This is a genomic window from Streptomyces sp. NPDC107562, assembly GCF_055657325.1.
The window spans coordinates 123,185-143,441 of record NZ_JBVKBE010000001.1 but is presented as its reverse complement, the minus strand read 5'-3'; the positions used below and the strand labels follow the sequence as shown (position 1 = coordinate 143,441).

Below are 20,257 nucleotides of genomic sequence, written 5' to 3'. Positions count from 1 at the left end.
GCACATCACCGGCCGGCCGCCACCGCCGGGGATCATGAACGGCCGCTGAACGACGGTTCAGTGGCCGGATCGCGGTGGTGCTGAACGCCCGGTCAGCGCGGCCGTTCAGCGGCCCGGCAGGCTGGAGCGGCGGACCACCAGCTCCGGCTGGAGCACGACCCGGCGGTGTTCGTGCCGGGGCACGCCGTTCGGGGCCCCGGTCTGCGCCTCCGTCTCCTCCAGCAGGAGTTCGGCGGCGAGTGCGCCCATCGTGACGGCCGGCTGGCGCACGGACGTGAGGGGTACGGCGGCCGCGGCGGCGAACTCGATGTCGTCGTAGCCGACGAGGGCGAGGTCGTCGGGGACGCTCACGCCCGCCGCGTACAGCGCCTGGAGGACGCCGAGCGCGAGCAGGTCGTTGGCGCAGAAGACGGCCCCCGGGCGGTCCGCGAGGCCGAGCAGCCGGGCACCGGCGTCCCGGCCGGCGGCGACGTCGAGCCGCTCGGTGGGCAGCTCGCGCAACGCCTCGGGGCCCAGGCCCGCCTCGGCCAGGGCGTTCAGCGCACCCGTGCGGCGGTCGCGCACCTGGGTCAGGCCAGGGGGTCCGCTGACGTAGGCGACGGAGCGGTGCCCGGCCTCCACCAGATGGCGTACCGCGAGGGCACCGCCCGCCACGTCGTCGACGGAGACCGAGCACTCGGTGGCGCCCTGCGCCACCCGGTCGACGAGGACGAAGGGGATGTTGTGCCGGCGGAAGCTCTCGATGTTGCGCCCGGTCGCGTCGGCCGGGGTGAGCAGGACGCCGCGCACCCGCTGCTCGGCGAAGAGCGAGAGGTAGTCGGCCTCCTCCGAGGCGTCCTGGGCGCTGTTGCAGACCATCACGCCCAGGCCGGCCTGGCGGGCGGCCCGCTCGGCGCCGCGGGCCACGTCGACGAAGAAGGGGTTGCCCATGTCGAGGACGAGCAGGCCCATGATCCTGCTGCGGCCCGCGCGCAACTGGCGCGCGGACTCGCTGCGGACGTAGCCGAGCCGGTCGATGGCCGACTGCACGCGCGCCCGCGTCTCGATGGCCACCGACTCCGGCCGGTTGATGACGTTCGAGACCGTGCCCACGGACACGCCGGCGGCGCGGGCGACGTCCTTGATACCCACCGACTGGGCCATCGGGCAGCGACCTCCAGGAGAACGAGCGGCGACGGGAAGGGCTTCACACTACCCGCACGCCGAGGCGGGACAACGGCGATCACACCGTGGCTCAGGGGAGGTGGAAGACCTCACCGAGGGGTGTCATCGCCCGGTCGGGCAGGGTGCCGTCCGGCGACTCGAAGAACGGCGCCATCTCCCGCTGCCAGCGGGCGTTGACCTCGGTGGCCTCCATCCCGGCGCGGGCGGCGGCGAAGTCCTCGGTCTCCAGGTAGCCGACGAGCAGACCGTCCTCGCGCAGGAAGAGCGAGTAGTTGTGCCAGCCGGTGGCCGAGAGCGCGTCGCGCATCTCGGGCCACACGGCGGCGTGGCGCTCGCGGTACTCGTCGAGGCGGTCCGCCCGGACCTTCAGCACGAAGCACACGCGCTGCATCGACGGCCTCCGGCGGTCAGAAGTCGTACTGGTCGATGTTGTCGGCGTCGAACACCGTGGGCTTGCCGAGGCTGATCACGCCGTCCGCGCCGATCGTGTACTCGCCCATGGCGCCGGCCGTGAAGGTCTCGCCCTCCTTGCCGGTGATCTGGCCCGACACCAGCGCGACCGCGGTACGGGCGGCCAGTTCGCCGAGCTTCGCCGGGTCCCACAGCTCGAAGGCCTCGACGGTGCCGTTCTTGACGTACTTGCGCATGTCGTTGGGGGTGCCGAGGCCGGTCAGCTTGACCTTGCCCTTGTACTTCGAGCCGGACAGGTACTGGGCGGCGGCCTTGATGCCGACGGTGGTCGGGGAGATGATCCCCTTGAGGTTCGGGTACTCCTGGAGCAGCCCCTGGGTCTGCTGGAAGGACGCCTGCGCGTCGTCGTTGCCGTAGGCGATCTTGACCAGCTTCATGTCCTTGTACTTGGGGTCCTTGAGCTCCTCCTTCATGAACTCGATCCAGGTGTTCTGGTTGGTCGCGGTCTGCGCGGCGGACAGGATCGCGATCTCGCCCTTGTAGTCGATCTGTTCGGCGAGCAGCTGCACCTCGGTGCGGCCGAGGTCCTCGGCGGACGCCTGCGAGACGAAGGCGTTGCGGCACTCGGGCTTGGTGTCGGAGTCGTACGTCACGACCTTGATGTCGTTGCTCATGGCCTGCTTGAGCGCGGTGCACAGGGCGCCCGGGTCCTGCGCCGAGACGGCCATCGCGTCGACCTGCTGCTGGGTGAGCGTGTTGACGTAGGAGACCTGGCCGGAGGTGTCGGTGGCGCTGGAAGGGCCGACCTCCTTGTAGCCGGACCCCAGCTCCTTCAGTGCCGCCTCGCCGCCCTTGTCGGCGCTGGTGAAGTAGGGGTTGTTGACCTGCTTGGGCAGGAAGCCCACGGTCAGGCCCTTCTTGAGCTCGGCGTTCGGGTCCGCCTTGCCGGCGGTGGCCGCGGAGGCGCCTTCGTCCTTGACGTCCTCCTTGGTCGTGCCGCCGCAGGCGGTGACCGCGAGAGCGAGAGAGGTGACGGCGGCGAGGGCCGCGCAGGTACGGCGGAGGGATGAACTACGCATGAGGGGAGTTCCTTTGCACGAAGGTGAGGTGAAGCGCCCCTTCAGGGGCGCGGGGAACCGCGCGACCAGCCACGGGCAACCGTCAGCCGGACGATCGAGCACGCACGACGGCGATCTGCCGGGCCACCCGCGGCCCGAGGACGGAGAGAACGAGCAACACACCGGTGACGACGATCTGGGACTGCGCGGAGACGTCCTGAAGGCTCATGACGTTCTGCATCGCGCCGAGCAGGAAGACCCCGGCGAGCGCTCCGCCGAGCGTCCCCTTTCCACCGTCGAAGTCGATTCCGCCGAGCAACACCGCCGCGACGACGGAGAGTTCGAGACCCGTGGCGTTGTCATAGCGCGCGCTCGCGTAATGCAGCGCCCAGAAGATCCCGGTGAGCGACGCCATCAGCCCCGTCATCGTGAACAGCATCAGCTTCTGCCGCTTCACCCTGATTCCGGCGAACCGCGCCGCCTCCGCGCTCGCGCCGGTCGCGAACAGGGACCGCCCGAACGGCGTGGCGTGCAGCGTGACCACGGCGATCGCCAGCAGCACGAGGAACGGCAGGAGGGCGTACGGCAGGAAGGTGTCGCCGATCCGTCCCGCCGCGAAGTCCAGGTACGGGGCGGGGAAGTCGGTCACCGCGTCCGAGCCGAGCACGATCTGCGCGATGCCCCGGTACGCGGCGAGGGTGCCGATGGTGACGGCGAGCGACGGAAGCCCGAGCCGGGTGACGAGCAGGCCGTTGACCAGCCCGCAGACCACGCCGAGCAGCAGGCACAGCGGGATGATCGTCTCGATGGTCATGCCCTGGTTCCACAGGGCGCCCATCACCGCGCCGGACAGCCCGGCGGTGGAGGCGACGGACAGGTCGATCTCGCCGGAGACGACGAGCAGCGTCATCGGCAGCGCGATCAGCGCGATGGGCAGCGTGTTGCCGATGAGGAACGACAGGTTCAGCGCGTTCCCGAAGCCGTCGACGAAGCCGAACGACAGCAGCAGGACGACGATCAGCAGGGCGCCGACGACCGTGTCCCAGCGGACGGCGCGCGTCAACGACTCAGGCATGGCGGGCGTTCCTCTTCTTCAGGGCGGACGCCACACGCAGGGCGACCACACGGTCCACGGCGATGGCGAGGATGAGCAGGATGCCGTTGATCGCGAGCACCCAGACCGAGCTGACGCCGAGCGCGGGCAGCACACTGTTGATCGAGGTCAGCAGCAGTGCGCCCAGGGCCGCGCCGTAGACGCTGCCGGACCCGCCGGTGAAGACGACGCCGCCGACGACGACGGCGCTGACGACCGTGAGTTCGTAGCCGCTGCCGGTGCCGGAGTCGACGTTGCCGAACCGGGCCAGGTACAGGGCGCCGGCCAGCCCGGCGAGCGCACCGCAGAAGGTGTACGCGGCCAGGATCCGCTTCCTGACCGGGATGCCGGCGAGCCGGGCGGCCTCGGGGTTGGAGCCGAGCGCGTACAGCTCCCGGCCACCGCCGTAGTGCCTCAGGTAGTAGGCCGTGGCGACCAGGACCACGAGGGCGATCAGCGCGAGGTAGGGCACCGCCGAGATGCCGCCGGAGCCGAAGTCGACGAATCCGCCGGGCAGGTCGGCGGCGGTGATCTGACGGGAGCCGACCCAGAGGGAGTCGATGCCGCGGATGATGTAGAGCGTGCCCAGGGTGACCACCAGCGCGGGTACCTGGCCGAGGCTGACCAGCAGGCCGTTGAGCAGGCCGAAGCCGATGCCCGTCAGCACCGCCAGCAGCACGCCCACCACGGGGGACCCGCCGCCCTGGAGGTAGGTGCCGGCGGCGAAGGCGCTGATGCCGAGCGTGGAGCCGACGGACAGGTCGACGTTGCGGGTGATGACGACGAGGGACTGACCGGTGGCGACCAGGACCAGGATCGTCGCGTTGAGCAGCAGGTCCTTGACGCCCTGCTCGGACAGGAACGCGCTGTTGCCCGCCTGGGTGACGGCGATCATCACCAGGAAGACCACGAGGATGGCGAGTTCGCGCATCTTGAAGACGCGGTCGACCAGGCGGGTGCCGCTCGACCTCGGCACCTCGGCGACGGGGGCCGGCGGCGGGGTGGTCACCGTCATGCGGTGCCCCTCCTGTTCGTTTCTTCGCCCGGGTGGCGGGCGGGGACGGGCGTCGTGGTGGTGCGGCGGCCGGCCGCCGCGCGTGCCTCGCTCACGCGGCCCTCCCGGTCGCCGCGGCCATCACGCTCTCCTCGGTGGCCTGCGCGCGGGGGATCTCGGCGGTGAGCCGGCCCTCGTGCATCACCAGCACGCGGTCGGCCATGCCGAGGATCTCGGGCAGGTCGGAGGAGATCATCAGCACGGCCACGCCGTCGGCCGCCAGTTGGGACAGCAGCCGGTGCACCTCCGCCTTGGTGCCGACGTCGATGCCACGGGTCGGCTCGTCGACGATCAGCACCTTCGGCCGGGTCGCGAGCCATTTGGCGAGGACGACCTTCTGCTGGTTGCCGCCGGACAGCGTGGCGACGGCGTCCGCGATCCGGGCGTACTTGACCTGGAGCCGGACGGCCCAGTCGAGCGAGCGGCTGCGTTCGGCGCCGCGGTCCATCAGGCCGGCCCTGACGGTGGTGCGCAGACCGGTCAGGCCGATGTTGCGCTCGATGGACATGCCCATCACCAGGCCCTGGGCGCGCCGGTCCTCGGGAACGAGGGCGAGTCCGGCGGCCATCGCGGCGGAAGGGGCGCCGTTGAGCAGCGCCCGCCCGTCCACCTCGACCTCGCCGGCGTCACGGCGGTCGATGCCGAAGACGGTCCGCGCGACCTCGGTGCGCCCGGCGCCGACAAGGCCCGCGAGTCCGACGATCTCGCCGCTGCGCACCTCGAAGGAGACGTCGGTGAAGACTCCCTCGCGGGTCAGCCTGCGCACGCTCAGGGCGACCTCGCCGGGGCGGACGTCCTGCTTGGGGTAGAGCTCGTCGAGGTCGCGGCCGACCATCCGGCGCACCAGGTCGTCCTCGGTCATGCCGTCGAGGGGCTCGGAGGCGATCCAGGCCCCGTCGCGCAGGGTGGTGACCCGGCGCGCGATCCGGAAGATCTCCTCCAGGCGGTGCGAGATGAACAGGATCGCGGCGCCCTGCTCCTGGAGCGTGCGCACGACGCCGAAGAGGCGGGCCACCTCACTGCCGGTGAGCGCGGCCGTCGGCTCGTCCATGACCAGCACGCGGGCGTCGAAGGAGAGCGCCTTGGCGATCTCCACGATCTGCTGGTCGGCGATGGACAGTCCGCGGGCCGGGCGGTCGGGGTCGAGTGCGACGCCCAGACGCCGCATCAGGTCCAGCGTCGCCGCGTGGACCGCCTTGTGGTCGATGCGGCCGAGCGAGCGCCGGGGCCGGCGGCCCATGAAGATGTTCTCGGCGATCGACAGGTCGGGAAAGAGCGTGGGTTCCTGGTAGATCACGGCGATACCGGCGTCACGGGCGTCGCCGGGGCCGTGCAGGACGACGGGCTCGCCGTCGAGCAGCACCTGGCCGGCGTCCGGCCGGTGCACCCCGGCGAGCGTCTTGATGAGGGTCGACTTGCCCGCGCCGTTCTCACCGGCGAGGGCGTGCACCTCTCCGGGGTACAGCTCCAGGGACACGTCCCGCAGGGCGCGGACCGCGCCGAAGGACTTGGAGATGCCCTTGAGCGCCACTACCGGGGCCGGCCCCGTGTCGGACGGGTGGGTCATGAGGGGCTCCTCGACGACGCGGCGCGCGGACGGCGAGGCGGCCCGGACCATGTCGTGAAAGGTTTCAACTGGATTGCCGGGACGTTAGGCGGGCCGAGAGCGTCACGTCAATGGGTGGGTGGCGAAAAGTTTTTGATGGCCGAGGGCCAGCAAGAATTCACGGAAACAGGGTCGCCCTGACCGCTTGACACCCCCGTGAAGGGCTCATAGCTTGCGGGTCTGAATCGTTTCATCACGCCGTGAAGCAACAGGAGCCCAGCAGTGAGCGATCTCGCCGCGGTGAAGGCCGCGCTCAGGACCCAGGCAGTCGAGACGCCGTCGTGGGCGTACGGCAACTCGGGGACCCGGTTCAAGGTCTTCGCCCAGCAGGGCGTGCCCCGCGATCCGCGCGAGAAACTGGACGACGCGGCGAAGGTGCACGAGTTCACCGGTGTCGCCCCCACCGTCGCCCTGCACATCCCGTGGGACCGGGTCGAGGACTACGCGGCGCTCGCGCAGCACGCCGAGGAGCGCGGGGTGCGGCTGGGCGCGATCAACTCCAACACCTTCCAGGACGACGACTACCGGCTCGGCAGCATCTGCCACCCGGACGCCAAGGTGCGGCGCAAGGCCGTCGATCACCTGCTGGAGTGCGTCGACATCATGGACGCCACCGGGTCACGGGATCTGAAGCTGTGGTTCGCCGACGGGACGAACTACCCGGGACAGGACGATGTGCGCGAGCGGCAGGACCGGCTCGCGGAGGGGCTCGCCGAGGTGTACGGGCGCCTCGGCGAGGAGCAGCGGATGCTGCTGGAGTACAAGCTCTTCGAGCCCGCCTTCTACACGACGGACGTGCCGGACTGGGGGACGGCGTACGCGCACTGCCTCAAGCTCGGGCCGAAGGCGCAGGTCGTGGTCGACACCGGGCATCACGCGCCCGGGACCAACATCGAGTTCATCGTGGCGACGCTGCTGCGCGAGGGGCGGCTCGGGGGCTTCGACTTCAACTCCCGCTTCTACGCGGACGACGACCTGATGGTGGGGGCGGCGGACCCGTTCCAGCTGTTCCGGATCATGTACGAGGTCGTGCGCGGGGGCGGGATCGACGCCGGGTCCGGCGTCGCGTTCATGCTCGACCAGTGTCACAACATCGAGGCGAAGATCCCGGCGATCATCCGCTCGGTGATGAACGTGCAGGAGGCCACGGCGAAGGCGCTGCTGGTCGACCGGGACGCGCTGACGGCCGCGCAGCGGGCCGGGGACGTGCTCGGGGCCAACGCCGTGCTGATGGACGCCTACAACACGGATGTGCGGCCGCTGCTCCGTGAGGTGCGGCAGGAGATGGGACTCGACGCCGATCCGCAGGCCGCGTACGCCCGGTCCGGGTGGGCCGAGAAGATCGTCGCCGAGCGCGTCGGCGGACAGCAGGCCGGATGGGGCGCGTGAGCGTCCGCCCGGTGCTGTTCCTCGCGGGGTGCGGGCCGTGTGTGGCCGGTCGCGCAGTTCCCCGCGCCCCTCGAAGGCACGACACCCGCACCTCTTCCTGAAAGGACCGGACATCCATGTCGACCCACCCCGAGGCCGCCGCCCTGCTCGCCCGCTCCCACCGGCTCGGCTCCGACCCCCGCAACACCAACTTCGCCGGGGGCAACGCGTCCGCCAAAGGCACCGCGACCGATCCCGTGACCGGGGGTGAGGTGGAATTGATGTGGGTGAAGGGTTCCGGGGGCGATCTCGGGACGCTCACCGAGTCCGGGCTGGCGGTGCTGCGCCTGGACCGGCTCCTCGCGCTCGTCGAGGTGTATCCCGGGGTCGAGCGGGAGGACGAGATGGTCCTTGCGTTCGACTACTGCCTGCACGGCAAGGGGGGCGCCGCGCCCTCCATCGACACGGCGATGCACGGGCTCGTGGACTGCGCGCACGTCGATCACCTGCACCCCGACTCCGGGATCGCGCTGGCCTGCGCGGCGGACGGCGAGAAGCTGACCGCCGAGTGTTTCGGGGACAGCGTGGTGTGGGTGCCGTGGCGACGGCCCGGGTTCCAGCTCGGCCTGGACATCGCCGCCGTCAAGGCGGACCACCCCCGGGCGGTCGGCGTGATCCTGGGCGGGCACGGCATCACCGCCTGGGGCGACACCGCCGAGGAGTGCGAGCGCAACTCGCTGTACATCATCCGGACCGCGGAGGCGTTCCTCGCCGAGCGGGGCAGGCCCGAGCCGTTCGGCCCGGTCGTCGAGGGGTACGAGGCGCTGCCCGAGGACGCGCGGCGGGAGCGGGCGGCCGCGCTGGCGCCGTACGTCCGCGCCGTCGCCTCGCAGGACCGGCCGCAGGTGGGGCACTTCGACGACTCCGACGTCGTGCTCGACTTCCTCGCGCGCGCCGAGCACCCGAGGCTCGCCGCGCTCGGCACCTCCTGCCCCGACCACTTCCTGCGCACCAAGGTCCGGCCCCTGGTCCTCGACCTGCCGCCGACCGCGCCGCTGGACGAGGCCGTCGCACGGCTGCGGGAACTGCACGCCGCCTACCGGGAGGAGTACGCCGCCTACTACGCCCGGCACGCCCTGCCCGACTCCCCCGCCATGCGCGGCGCCGACCCCGCCGTCGTCCTGGTGCCGGGGGTCGGCATGTTCAGCTTCGGCAAGGACAAGCAGACGGCCCGGGTCGCCGGCGAGTTCTACGTCAACGCCGTCAACGTGATGCGCGGCGCGGAGTCCGTGTCCTCGTACGCGCCGATCGAGGAGGCGGAGAAGTTCCGGATCGAGTACTGGGCTCTGGAGGAGGCCAAGCTCCGCCGGATGCCGAAGCCCCGGGCGCTCGCGACGCGGGTGGCGCTGGTGACCGGCGCGGGCAGCGGGATCGGCCGGGCGATCGCGCACCGGCTGGTGGCCGAGGGCGCGTGTGTGGTGGTGGCCGATCTCGACGCCGCGGGCGCCGCGCGGGTCGCCGAGGAACTGGGCGGCCCCGACCAGGCGGTCGCCGTGACCGTCGACGTGACCTCCGAGGAGCAGATCGCCGAGGCGTTCCGGGCCGCGCTGCTCGCCTTCGGCGGTGTCGACCTGGTCGTGAACAACGCGGGCATCTCCATCTCCAAGCCGCTGCTGGAGACGTCGGTGCGGGACTGGGACCTCCAGCACGACATCATGGCGCGCGGCTCCTTCCTGGTCTCCCGGGAGGCGGCGCGGGTGATGACCGCTCAGGGTCTGGGCGGTGACATCGTCTACATCGCCTCCAAGAACGCCGTGTTCGCCGGGCCGAACAACATCGCCTATTCCGCCACCAAGGCCGACCAGGCGCATCAGGTCCGGCTGCTGGCCGCCGAGCTGGGTGAGCACGGGATCCGGGTCAACGGCGTCAACCCGGACGGCGTCGTGCGCGGCTCGGGGATCTTCGCGGGCGGCTGGGGAGCACAGCGGGCGGCGGTCTACGGCGTGCCCGAGGAGAAGCTCGGGGAGTTCTACGCGCAGCGGACGCTCCTCAAGCGCGAGGTGCTGCCCGAGCATGTGGCGGCGGCCGTGTTCGCGCTGACCGGCGGGGAGCTGACGCACACCACGGGACTGCACGTCCCGGTCGACGCCGGCGTGGCCGCCGCGTTCCTGCGGTGAGCGGCGCCGTGCGGTCGTACGCCGCGGTCGATCTCGGTGCCTCCAGCGGACGTGTCATGGTCGGCCGCGTCGGGCGGCACGAGCTGGAGCTGACCGAGGCGCACCGCTTCCCCAACCGGCCGGTGCGGGTCCCGGAGGGGCTGCGCTGGGACGTGCTTCGGCTGTACGCCGGTGTCCTCGACGGGCTGCGGGCGGCGGGCCCGGTGGACTCCGTCGGCATCGACAGCTGGGCCGTGGACCACGGTCTGCTGGACGCCGGCGGGGCGCTGCTCGGCAATCCGGTGCACTACCGCGACGGGCGCACCGAGGGCGTCGCCGAGCGGGTGTGGGCGCGCATGCCGGCCGCCGAGCTGTACGCCGCGACCGGCGTGCAGTACGCCCCCTTCAACACGCTGTACCAGCTGGTGGCCGCCCGGTCCGCCGGTCATCTGGACCGGGCCGGACGCGTGCTGCTCATCCCCGACCTGCTGTCGTACTGGCTCACCGGGGAGCAGGGCACCGAGCTCACCAACGCCTCGACCACCCAGCTCGTCGATCCGAGGACGCGGGACTGGTCGCGGGAGGTGGCCGCGCGGCTCGGCGTCGACCTGAGCCTGTTCGCTCCGCTGCGGCGCCCCGGCGACCCGGCAGGGGTGCTGCGCCCCGAGGTGCTGGAGGAGACGGGGCTCGACGGTCCCGTCGCGGTGACCACGGTCGCCTCGCACGACACGGCGTCCGCGGTGGCCGCCGTGCCCGCGTCCGGGGAGCGCTTCGCGTACATCTGCACCGGCACCTGGTCCCTGGTGGGGCTGGAACTGGACGCGCCGGTGCTGACGGAGGAGAGCCGGGCCGCGAACTTCACCAACGAGCTGGGGCTGGACGGCACGGTCCGTCATCTGCGCAACATCATGGGTCTGTGGCTGCTCCAGGAGTGCCTGCGGGTCTGGGGCGAGCCCGATCTCGCCGAGTTGCTGCGGGCCGCGGCCGCCGTGCCGGGGCTGCGGTCGGTGGTGGACGCCGGGGACCAGGCGTTTCTCGCGCCCGGGCGGATGCCGGAGCGGATCGCCGAGGCGTGCCGTGCCTCGGGGCAGCCGGTGCCCGGCACGCCGGCCGAGATCACGCGCTGCATCCTCGACTCGCTCGCCCTCGCCCACCGGCGGGCGGTGGAGGACGCCCAGCGGCTGTCCGGGCACGCCGTGGACGTCGTCCACGTGGTGGGCGGCGGGGTGCGCAACGCGCTGCTGTGCCAGCTGACCGCCGACGCCTGCGGGCTGCCGGTGGTGGCGGGCCCGGCGGAGGCGGCGGCCCTCGGCAACGTGCTGGTGCAGGCGCGGGCCCACGGGCTCGTCGGCGACCGCTCGGACATGCGCCGGCTGCTGGCCCGCACCCAGCCGCTCACCCGCTACGCGCCGCGGGGCGGCACGGCAGCCTGGCGTGCCGCCGCTGCCGGGCTCGCCGGAGCGTGAGAGGGGTCTCGCCCGGACCGCGCCTCCGCACTACCCTGCACTCATCGGATGATCTACCCCAAGGAGCCGCGATGCGTGTCGCCCTGTTCCTGACCTGCGTCAACGACACGCTCTATCCGGACACGGGGCGCGCCGTGGTGAAACTCCTGACCAGACTGGGCGTCGAGGTCGACTTCCCGATGGCGCAGACCTGCTGCGGGCAGGCCCACTACAACACCGGCTACCGGCGTGAGGCGGAGCCGCTGGCCCGGCATTTCTCCGATGTCTTCGGGGAGTACGACGCGATCGTGACGCCGTCCGGGTCGTGCGGGGCGATGGTGCGGGAACTGTATCCCCGGATGGGCGCGCGGGCCCGGGCCGAGGGACGGGGCAGCACGCTGGCGACCGCGCTGGCACCGGTGGTGCCGAAGACGTACGAACTCACCGAGTTCCTGGTGGACGTGCTGGGGGTGACGGACGTCGGCGCGTACTACCCGCACCGGGTGACGTACCACCCCAGCTGCCACGGGCTGCGTGGGCTGCGGCTGGGCGACCGGCCGCAGCGGCTGCTGGCGGCGGTGAAGGGACTGGAGCTGGCCGAGTTGCCCGGCGCGCAGGAGTGCTGCGGGTTCGGGGGCACGTTCGCGCTGAAGAACGCCGACGTGTCGGCGGCGATGGGTGCCGACAAGGTGCGCAACGCCGAGTCCACGGGCGCCGAGGTGCTGTGCGCGTCGGACAACTCCTGTCTGCTGCACCTGGGCGGCACGATGACCCGGCTCGGCACGGGGATGCGACCGGTGCACCTCGCGGAGATCCTGGCGAGCACGGAGGAGGAACCGGCACTGTGAGCGGAACCTTTGTCGGGATGCCGGCCTTTCCGGCGGCGGCGCGCGAGGCGGTGCGCGATGCCACCCTGCGCGGCAACCTGCGGCACGCCACGCACACCATCCGCGCCAAACGCGAGAAGGCGGTCTCCGAGGTCTCGGACTGGGCGCGGCTGCGCGAGGCGGGACGGCAGATCAAGGACCACACGCTCCGTCACCTCGACCGGTACCTGGTGCAGTTGGAGGAGTCGGTGACGGCGGCGGGCGGCACCGTCCACTGGGCCGTCGACGCCGACGAGGCCAACCGGATCGTCGCCGGCCTGGTCAAGGAGACCGGCGAGAGCGAGGTCGTCAAGGTCAAGTCGATGGCCACGCAGGAGATCGGGCTCAACGAGGCGCTGGAGGCGGAGGGCATCCGGGCGTACGAGACCGATCTCGCCGAGCTGATCGTGCAGTTGGGCAAGGACCGGCCCTCGCACATCCTGGTCCCGGCGATCCACCGCAACCGCGGTGAGATCCGGGACATCTTCACTCACGAGATGGCCGAGTGGGGGCGCCCGGCGCCCGCCGGTCTCAGCGACACGCCCGCGGAACTGGCCGAGGCCGCCCGGCTGCACCTGCGGGAGAAGTTCTTGCGCGCCAAGGTCGGCGTCTCCGGCGCCAACTTCATGGTCGCCGAGACGGGCACGCTGGTGGTCGTCGAGTCGGAGGGCAACGGGCGGATGTGCCTCACCCTCCCCGAGACGCTGATCTCGGTCGTCGGCATCGAGAAGCTGGTGCCGACCTGGCGGGACCTGGAGGTGTTCCTGCAGACGCTGCCCCGTTCCTCGACGGCCGAGCGCATGAACCCGTACACGAGCACGTGGACCGGCACGACGGACGGGGACGGGCCGCGCGCCTTCCACCTGGTGCTGCTCGACAACGGAAGGACCGACACCCTCGCCGACGAGGTCGGACGCCAGGCCCTGCGCTGCATCCGCTGCTCGGCGTGCCTGAACGTGTGCCCGGTCTACGAGCGGGCGGGGGGTCACGCGTACGGCTCGGTCTACCCGGGCCCCATCGGCGCCATCCTCAGCCCCCAGCTGCGCGGCACGGACAGCGAGATCGACGCCTCGCTGCCGTACGCGTCCTCGCTGTGCGGGGCCTGCTACGACGTCTGCCCGGTGGCCATCGACATCCCCGAGGTGCTGGTGCATCTGCGGGAGCGGGTCGTGGCGGGCGGCCCGGTGGTCCGCGGCGGCAACAAGGTCGTGCTGAAGCCGGCCAAGGGGCATGCCGCCGAGCGGGCGGCCATGCGGGCGGCCGGCTGGGCGTTCGCCCACCCCGGCGCCGTGCGCACCGGCCAGCGGCTGGCCTCGCGCACCCGGCGCTTCCACCCGCGCACCCTGCCGGGGCCCGGCCGGGCATGGAGCGACACCCGGGCCCTGCCCCCGGTGCCGCCGGAGCCCTTCCGGGACTGGTGGCAGCGCACCCACGGGGGAAAGGACGGCGCGAAGTGAGCAGCAGGGACCGGATCCTGGGCCGGGTGCGGCGCGCGCTCGCGGACGTGCCCGAGGACGACGCGCCGTACGAGCGGGCGGTCGTCCGGGACTACCTGCGCGAGCACGGCGGACTCGATGGCGCGCGGCGGGCGGATCTGCTGGCCGAGAACCTGGCGGACTACCGGGCGATCGTGCACCGCTGCGCGGCGGCCGACCTTGCCGCGACGCTCGCCGGGCTGCTGGCCGCGCGCGGCGCGAAGACGGTGCTGGTGCCGCCGGGTCTGGACCCGTCGTGGCTCGCGGCGGCCGAGGCCGAGCTGATCCCGGACCGGAGCGGGAGCACCCCTGACGAGCTGGACCGGATCGACAGCGTGGTCACCGGCTGCGCGCTCGCCATCGCCGAGACCGGCACCCTCGTCCTGGACGGCGGCCCCGACCAGGGCAGGCGCCGCATCACGCTCGTCCCGGACCACCACATCTGTGTCGTACGCGTTCCGGACCAGGTGGTGGCCTCCGTCCCGCAGGCCCTCGAACGCCTCGACCCGGCCCGTCCGCTGACCTGGATCTCCGGTCCGTCGGCGACCAGCGACATCGAGCTGGACCGGGTCGAGGGGGTGCACGGTCCGCGCACCCTGGAGGTCGTGCTGGTGGGCGAACGGCCGAGCGCCGAGGTCACCTCGTAGGGGCAGGAGACCGCCACGCGAGGGACTCAGCCGTTCGGCAGGTGCCGGGCCGCACGAAGGAGCGCGGTCGCGGCGCCGCGGCTAGCGTGAGGTGATGATCCGGTTCGAGCAGGTCACCAAGCGGTACCCGGACGGTACGACCGCGGTGGACGCGCTCTCCTTCGAGGTGGCCGAGGGGGAGCTCGTCACGCTCGTGGGGCCCTCGGGCTGCGGCAAGACGACGACCATGATGATGGTCAACCGGCTGATCGAGCCGACCGCGGGCCGGATCCTGGTGGCCGGCGAGGACATCGCCGCGGTCGATCCGGTCCGCCTGCGGCGGCGCATCGGCTACGTCATCCAGCAGGTCGGCCTCTTCCCGCACCGCACCGTCCTCGACAACACGGCGACGGTGCCCTCGCTGGTCGGCTGGAAGCGTGCGAAGGCGCGGACCCGGGCGGCGGAGTTGCTCGACCTGGTGGGTCTGGACCCGAAGACGTACGGGCCGCGCTACCCGCACCAGCTGTCGGGCGGTCAGCGCCAGCGGGTCGGGGTGGCGCGGGCGCTGGCAGCCGATCCGCCGGTGCTGCTGATGGACGAGCCGTTCGGGGCGGTCGACCCGGTGGTGCGCGAGCAGTTGCAGGACGAGTTCCTGCGGATGCAGGCGGCGGTGCGCAAGACGGTGCTGATGGTGACGCACGACATCGAGGAGGCGGTCCGGCTCGGCGACCGGATCGCCGTCTACGGGCAGGGGCGGATCGAGCAGTTCGACACGCCCGGGACGGTGCTGGGCACGCCGGCGACCCCCTACGTCGCCGAGTTCGTCGGCGCCGACCGGGGGCTCAAGCGGCTGTCGGTGACCGCGATCGAGCGCGGCGACCTGGAACAGCCGCCCGTCGCCCGCCTCGACGAGCCGTCCGACGGCGCGGCGCGGCGGCTGCGCGCCCAGGGCGCCCGGTGGGCGGTGGTCCTGGACGCGCGCGGGGACCTGCACGGCTGGGTGGGGCTCGACGAACTCGGCACCAGCGCCTCCGTCGGGGACCTCGCCCACCGCATGAACGCCTGGGTCCCGGTGGGGGCCCCGCTGAAACAGGCCTTCGGCGTCATGCTCCAGCACGACGCCGGCTGGGTCGCGGTGCTCGAAGGCTCCCGGTTCCTCGGCGTCCTCACCCCGGCCAAGCTCCACGAGGCCCTGCGCCGCTCGGTGGACGCGGACGCCCAGGGCGTGCCGCGGGAAGAGGTGGACTTCGACTCGGTGGCGGACGCGTGAGGCGGTGTCACTTCAGCAGGCCCTTGTCCTCCAGATAGGTCCGGGCCACGTCCGTGGTCAGCCGGCGCCAGCTGTCCACCTGCTGGTTCATGGCGGCGAGGTCGGCCGTGGTGAGGACGGCGTTGAGCTTGTCGAGGGCCTTGGCGACGCGGGGGGCGCCGGCGCGGGCGCGGTTGACGACCGGGACGACGTAGTCGGCGTTCTGGAGGTGTCTGTCGTCGGCGAGGAGCACCAGGCCGAACTCGTCGAGGGTGGCGTCCGTCGTGGTGGTGAGGACCATCTGGTCATGGCCGCTCTGCACCGCCCTCTTGGCCTGCGTGGTGCCGACGCCCTTGGGGTCGACGGCGACGATGTCGATGCCGTAGACCTTGCGCAGGCCGGGGGCGCAGTAGGGCCGCTGCACGCACTCGTCGCCGGCCGCGAGCCGTACCTTCAGGCCGGACCTGCCGAGGTCGCTGAGGGTCTTGAGGTGGTGCCGACGTGCGTACGAGGCGCTCACCGCGAAGGCGTTCTGGTCGACCGCCCGGCCGGGGGCGAGGACGGTGAGGCCGCGCGGTGTCGCCAGGGCGCGCAGTGCCTTCATGGTGGCGTCGAGGTCGGGTGAGCCGACCGGCGGCGCGTCGGGGCCGTTGGTCTTGGCGTTGAGCCAGTCGGCGAAGGTGGCCGCGTACTCCGGTACGACGTCGATCTGGCCCGATTCCAGGGCGGGTTCGTACAGCTCGCGGTTGGCGACGGTGATCAGGGAGGTCCGGTAGCCGGCCTGGTCCAGGAGCAGGGCGTACATCTGGGCGAGCAGGTCGCTCTCGGTGAATCCCGCCGAGCCGACGGTCAGATGGTGGCTGTCCCCGGGCGAGGCGGTGACCTCGCCCTGGCTCTCCAGGGAGGGGCCGGTGGAGCAGGCGGTCGCCAGGAGCAGCAGGGCGGCCACCGACGGGGCGCGGCGGTTCACGGCGTGCCCCTGGCCCACGCCGGTGCGAGACGCTCGGCGATCTCGAAGAGGCCCTCGACGACCAGGGCGAACGCGGCGACCAGCACCGCTCCGGCCACCACCATCGGGGTACTGGCGAGGTTGAACCCGGCGGTGATGATGCGGCCCAGGCCGCCCCCGCCCGCGAGGGCTGCGATGGTGGCGGTCGCGACGAGCTGGACGGCGGCGATGCGCATGCCGTTCAGGATCAGCGGGGACGCCAGGGGCAGTTCGACCTGGAGCATCACCTGGCGGCCCGTCATGCCCATGCCGCGCGCCGCCTGCACGGTGCCGCGGTCGACCTCGCGCATGCCGACGTAGGCGTTGGTCAGGAGGGGAGGCACGGCGAACAGCACCAGGGCGACGACGGTGGGGCCCTCGCCCCAGGCGCCGACGGGCGTCAGCAGCAGGAGAACCAGCACCGCGAAGGTGGGGACGGCGCGGCCGACGTTGGAGATGTTGACGGCGAGCGCCCCGCCCCTGCCGAGGTGGCCGAGGACCACCGCGACGGGCAGGGCGATCAGGCAGCTGACGACCAGGCAGACCACCGTGAGCACGAGATGCTGGAGCAGTCGCTGCCAGATGCCGTCGGCGCCCGACCAGTGCGCGGGGTCGGTGAGCCAGTCCCAGGTCTCGGTGAGCGTGTTCACGTGCGGGCCCTCGTCCAGGGGGTGATCAGCCGCTGGACGCCCAGCAGGAGCAGGTCGGCCGCGACCGCGATGACGACGCACAGGACGGACGCCGTCAGCACCTGCGCCTTGAAGAACGTGTTCATGCCCGCGTAGATCAGGTTGCCGAGCCCGCCGAAGCCGACGATGGCGCCCACCGTCACCAGCGAGACCGCGGACACGGTGGCGATGCGCAGCCCGGCCATGGCGGCCGGCAGGGCGAGCGGCAGCTCGACGGTGAGCAGGAGGCGGACCGGTCCGTAGCCCATGCCGCGGGCGGCCTGCCGGGTCTCCTCGGGGACGGCGCGCAGCCCGGCGAGGATGTTGCGCACCAGCAGGGTCAGCGAGTAGAGGACCAGCCCGGCGATCACGAGGGTCGCGGAGAGCCCGTACGCGGGCAGCAGCAGCGAGAACATCGCCAGCGACGGGATGGTGTAGAGGATCGTCGTCACACCGAGCACGGGACCTGCCGCCCAGCCCCAGCGGCGGGCCAGCACCGCGAGCGGCAGGGCGAGGGCGAGACCGATCAGCACCGAGACGGACGTCAGCTGGAGGTGCTGGCCCACGGCGTCGAGGAGGATCTCGCGGCGGGTGCTCAGATAGTCGCCGCAGATCCACTCGTTGCGCGCGAGGCAGTCGTCCGGGGGCGCGGTCACCCGTCCATTGCATCGGGCGGCCCGCCGGGTCGCCTCGTTCTGGTGACCCGTCCGGGGTGTCGCCGGGTACACCCCGCGATACGGGTTCTGCGCCCCGTGTGCCCGGCCGGAGCCGCCCGTAGCGTCGTGGACGAGGCACAGGGAGTGCCGCAGGGAGGGGGACGACGATGTTTCGCACCGGTTCACGACAGGGACCCGGCACCGGGGCCGCCGCACAGGCGCTGCGACTGGTCAAGGTGACCAGGTCCTACGGCAGCGGTGAGGGCGCGGTGACCGCGCTGGACGGTGTGACGCTCACGCTGGCGCGCGGCACGTTCACGGCGGTGATGGGTCCGTCGGGTTCGGGCAAGTCCACGCTGCTGCAGTGCGCGGCCGGGCTCGATCTGCCGGACAGCGGCATCGTGCAGGTGGACGGCACCGAGATGACCGGCAGGACGGAGGCCGAGCTGACGAGGTTCCGGCGCGCGCGGGTCGGTTTCGTCTTCCAGCAGTACAACCTGCTCGACACGCTCACCGTCGCGCAGAACACGGTGCTGCCGCTGCGGCTGGCCGGGCGGCGGGTGGACCGCCGGCGGGCCCAGGAGGTGCTGACGGCGGTGGGGCTGGGCGACCGGCTCGGGCACCGGCCCGCCCAGCTGTCGGGCGGTCAGCGCCAGCGGGTCGCGATCGCCCGCGCGCTGGTGACGGAACCTCGGGTGATCTTCGCGGACGAGCCGACAGGCGCGCTGGACTCCCGCAGTGCCCGGGAGGTGCTGCGGCTGTTGCGGGACGCGGTGCGGGTGCACGGCCGGACCGTGGTGATGGTGACCCACGACCCGGTCGCCGCCTCCTACGCCGACTCGGTGCTGTTCCTGGCCGACGGCCGGCTCGCCGGACGGCTGGACGTGCCGACGCCGGACGCGGTCGCCGAGCGGATGGCGCACCTGGGCGACGACGTCGCGGTGGGGGTGTGAGCGATGTTCGTACTGGCGATGCGGTCGATCCGGCACCGTCCCGGGCGGTTCCTCGCGACGCTGCTGGCGGCGTTCCTGGGCGCGGCGGTCATCATGACCTTCCACTCACTGCACGACACGGCCGCGGGGCCGGGCGTGGACCCGGTGAGTGCCGAGACGCTGACCGTCTCGGCGAGCGTGGTCGGCGGATACGGTGCGCTGCTCGTCTTCTTCGCGGTCGCCTCCACCCTGACGGTCGACGTGCGCCGGCGGACCGCCGAGCTGGAACTGCTGCGCTGCTCGGGGGCGACCCCGGCGCAGCTGCGGCGCATGGTGGTCGGTGAGGCGGTGGCCGTCGCCCTGGCAGGTGCCGCCCTGGCGATCGGCCCGGCGGTGCTGGGCGGGCGGGCGCTGCTGGAGATGTTCCGCAGCAGCGGTCAGGTCGCCGAGTCGGTCGACGCCGCCTTCGGGCCGGTCGCCCTGTCCTCGGGCGTCGGCGCCACGCTGCTCGCGGCGGCGGGCGCGGCCCTCCTCGCGGTACGGCGGGCCACCGGGCGGCGGGAACCGCGGGGCCGGGCGCGGACGTTCCTCGCGTACGGCGCTCTGCTGGCCGGTGCCGCGTCGGTGACGTCGGCGTTCGCCTTCTCGGCGACCGACGAGGTGTTGATGGCACCGTGCGCCCAGGGGGCGATCCTGCTGTCGGTCGGGTTCGCGTCGCTGTCGCCGCGGCTGCTGAGGTTCGTGCTGGGTGGGCTGTCGCCGCGCGGTGCGAGCGGCTGGCTGGCGGTGCGCAATCTGCGCGAACGCGCCGCGCGGCTCGCCGGGACCCTGGTGTCGCTGATCCTTTTCACCGCGGTGTCCACGGCGACCCTGACCATGCAGGCCGTGGAGAGCGAGGCGATCGAGGCCTCGGGGCTCGTGAAGTCGGTCGACGCGAAGAACCTTCAGACGCTCAACTACACGGTCGTCGGCATCGTCGTGGTGTTCGTCTGCGTGATGCTGGTCAACTCGCTGTACGCGGCGACCACCTACCGCACCCGTGAGTTCGGGCAGCAGCGCCTCGCGGGGGCGACGCCGGGGCAGGTGCTGGCGACGGTCGCCGTCGAGGGGGTGGTCGTGACGCTCACGGGCGCCTTCTTCGGCACCCTTGCGGCGCTGGCCGGGATCATCCCGTTCACCGTCGTCCGCACCGACGAGGTGCTGCCGGGACAGACGCTCGGCATCTGGGCGGGCGTCCTCGCTGTCGCGGCGTCCGCGACGCTGGGCACGAGTCTGCTGACGGCCCGCCGGGTGCTGCGGACACCGGCGGTGGGGGCGGTGGCGGTCGCGGCATGAGGGACGGGACCGGAGCGGGCGGCGCCTCGGGCGGCCGCCCGCTGCGGTTTCGGCGCGGGACTGGCGGCCGAGGGTGTCACGCTGCTCCCCCGGTGCCGCTCCTTCGC

At 72.4% G+C, this 20,257-nt stretch carries 18 protein-coding genes; 9 read left to right on the top strand and 9 right to left on the bottom strand.

All coding sequences use genetic code 11. The features are described from left to right. Nucleotides 1–105: 105 nt before the first annotated feature. The 6 genes from ACZ7LV_RS00675 to ACZ7LV_RS00650 form a co-directional block, all read right to left on the bottom strand. Nucleotides 106–1,143 carry a LacI family DNA-binding transcriptional regulator gene (locus ACZ7LV_RS00675; protein WP_471934626.1) on the bottom strand — a complete coding sequence of 346 codons (1,038 nt, stop codon included), beginning with the start codon at nucleotides 1,141–1,143 and terminating at the stop codon, nucleotides 106–108. Nucleotides 1,144–1,234: 91 nt separating this feature from the next. Beyond that, entirely contained in the window at nucleotides 1,235–1,555 is a 321-nt protein-coding gene (locus ACZ7LV_RS00670) for an L-rhamnose mutarotase (protein ID WP_471934625.1), read from the bottom strand. 16 nt (nucleotides 1,556–1,571) lie between these two features. After that, nucleotides 1,572–2,654 carry a rhamnose ABC transporter substrate-binding protein gene (gene rhaS, locus ACZ7LV_RS00665; RefSeq protein ID WP_471934624.1) on the bottom strand — a complete coding sequence of 361 codons (1,083 nt, stop codon included), beginning with the start codon at nucleotides 2,652–2,654 and terminating at the stop codon, nucleotides 1,572–1,574. A gap of 82 nt (nucleotides 2,655–2,736) precedes the next feature. Next, a complete protein-coding gene (locus tag ACZ7LV_RS00660) occupies nucleotides 2,737–3,708 on the bottom strand; it encodes an ABC transporter permease (RefSeq protein WP_471934623.1) in 972 nt (323 codons plus the stop codon). Then, the gene (locus ACZ7LV_RS00655; RefSeq protein WP_471934622.1) at nucleotides 3,701–4,741 is read right to left on the bottom strand and encodes an ABC transporter permease; all 1,041 of its coding nucleotides are present in this window, start codon (nucleotides 4,739–4,741) and stop codon (nucleotides 3,701–3,703) included. Before ACZ7LV_RS00655 ends, ACZ7LV_RS00660 begins: the two co-directional genes overlap by 8 nt. A 91-nt stretch (nucleotides 4,742–4,832) precedes the next feature. After that, nucleotides 4,833–6,347, bottom strand: a complete 1,515-nt coding sequence (locus ACZ7LV_RS00650) for a sugar ABC transporter ATP-binding protein (protein ID WP_471934621.1) — start codon at nucleotides 6,345–6,347, stop codon at nucleotides 4,833–4,835. A 261-nt stretch (nucleotides 6,348–6,608) separates the two neighbouring features. On the opposite strand from ACZ7LV_RS00650, the gene rhaI reads away from it, so the two are divergent. The 7 genes from rhaI (at nucleotide 6,609) to ACZ7LV_RS00615 (ending at nucleotide 15,592) form a co-directional block, all read left to right on the top strand. Then, nucleotides 6,609–7,775 carry an L-rhamnose isomerase gene (gene rhaI, locus ACZ7LV_RS00645; protein WP_471934620.1) on the top strand — a complete coding sequence of 389 codons (1,167 nt, stop codon included), beginning with the start codon at nucleotides 6,609–6,611 and terminating at the stop codon, nucleotides 7,773–7,775. Between the two features lie 116 nt (nucleotides 7,776–7,891). Continuing rightward, the gene (locus tag ACZ7LV_RS00640) at nucleotides 7,892–9,931 is read left to right on the top strand and encodes a bifunctional aldolase/short-chain dehydrogenase (RefSeq protein ID WP_471934619.1); all 2,040 of its coding nucleotides are present in this window, start codon (nucleotides 7,892–7,894) and stop codon (nucleotides 9,929–9,931) included. 56 nt (nucleotides 9,932–9,987) lie between these two features. Beyond that, on the top strand, nucleotides 9,988–11,376 hold the full coding sequence (locus tag ACZ7LV_RS00635) for a rhamnulokinase (RefSeq protein WP_471936022.1): 1,389 nt from the start codon (nucleotides 9,988–9,990) through the stop codon (nucleotides 11,374–11,376). A 71-nt stretch (nucleotides 11,377–11,447) separates the two neighbouring features. Next, nucleotides 11,448–12,203, top strand: a complete 756-nt coding sequence (locus tag ACZ7LV_RS00630; protein WP_471934618.1) for a (Fe-S)-binding protein — start codon at nucleotides 11,448–11,450, stop codon at nucleotides 12,201–12,203. Beyond that, nucleotides 12,200–13,678, top strand: a complete 1,479-nt coding sequence (locus tag ACZ7LV_RS00625; RefSeq protein ID WP_471934617.1) for a LutB/LldF family L-lactate oxidation iron-sulfur protein — start codon at nucleotides 12,200–12,202, stop codon at nucleotides 13,676–13,678. Before ACZ7LV_RS00630 ends, ACZ7LV_RS00625 begins: the two co-directional genes overlap by 4 nt. Then, the gene (locus ACZ7LV_RS00620) at nucleotides 13,675–14,343 is read left to right on the top strand and encodes a LutC/YkgG family protein (protein WP_471934616.1); all 669 of its coding nucleotides are present in this window, start codon (nucleotides 13,675–13,677) and stop codon (nucleotides 14,341–14,343) included. The genes ACZ7LV_RS00625 and ACZ7LV_RS00620 overlap by 4 nt, the downstream gene beginning before the upstream one ends. A 94-nt stretch (nucleotides 14,344–14,437) precedes the next feature. After that, nucleotides 14,438–15,592: an ABC transporter ATP-binding protein gene (locus tag ACZ7LV_RS00615; RefSeq protein WP_471934615.1), complete on the top strand. Its 1,155-nt coding sequence runs from the start codon at nucleotides 14,438–14,440 to the stop codon at nucleotides 15,590–15,592. A 7-nt stretch (nucleotides 15,593–15,599) separates the two neighbouring features. On the opposite strand, the gene ACZ7LV_RS00610 is transcribed toward ACZ7LV_RS00615, so the two are convergent. Genes ACZ7LV_RS00610 through ACZ7LV_RS00600 form a run of 3 tightly spaced genes read right to left on the bottom strand, consistent with a single transcriptional unit; the run spans nucleotide 15,600 to nucleotide 17,883 of the window. Beyond that, on the bottom strand, nucleotides 15,600–16,541 hold the full coding sequence (locus ACZ7LV_RS00610; protein ID WP_471934614.1) for an ABC transporter substrate-binding protein: 942 nt from the start codon (nucleotides 16,539–16,541) through the stop codon (nucleotides 15,600–15,602). Continuing rightward, on the bottom strand, nucleotides 16,538–17,209 hold the full coding sequence (locus ACZ7LV_RS00605) for an ABC transporter permease (RefSeq protein WP_471934613.1): 672 nt from the start codon (nucleotides 17,207–17,209) through the stop codon (nucleotides 16,538–16,540). The genes ACZ7LV_RS00610 and ACZ7LV_RS00605 overlap by 4 nt, the downstream gene beginning before the upstream one ends. After that, on the bottom strand, nucleotides 17,206–17,883 hold the full coding sequence (locus ACZ7LV_RS00600) for an ABC transporter permease (RefSeq protein WP_401666843.1): 678 nt from the start codon (nucleotides 17,881–17,883) through the stop codon (nucleotides 17,206–17,208). Before ACZ7LV_RS00600 ends, ACZ7LV_RS00605 begins: the two co-directional genes overlap by 4 nt. 167 nt (nucleotides 17,884–18,050) lie before the next feature. On the opposite strand from ACZ7LV_RS00600, the gene ACZ7LV_RS00595 reads away from it, so the two are divergent. Both ACZ7LV_RS00595 and ACZ7LV_RS00590 read left to right on the top strand, forming a co-directional pair. Continuing rightward, nucleotides 18,051–18,836 carry an ABC transporter ATP-binding protein gene (locus ACZ7LV_RS00595; RefSeq protein ID WP_471934612.1) on the top strand — a complete coding sequence of 262 codons (786 nt, stop codon included), beginning with the start codon at nucleotides 18,051–18,053 and terminating at the stop codon, nucleotides 18,834–18,836. 3 nt (nucleotides 18,837–18,839) lie between these two features. Beyond that, entirely contained in the window at nucleotides 18,840–20,150 is a 1,311-nt protein-coding gene (locus ACZ7LV_RS00590) for an FtsX-like permease family protein (RefSeq protein WP_471934611.1), read from the top strand. Nucleotides 20,151–20,257 lie beyond the last annotated feature (107 nt).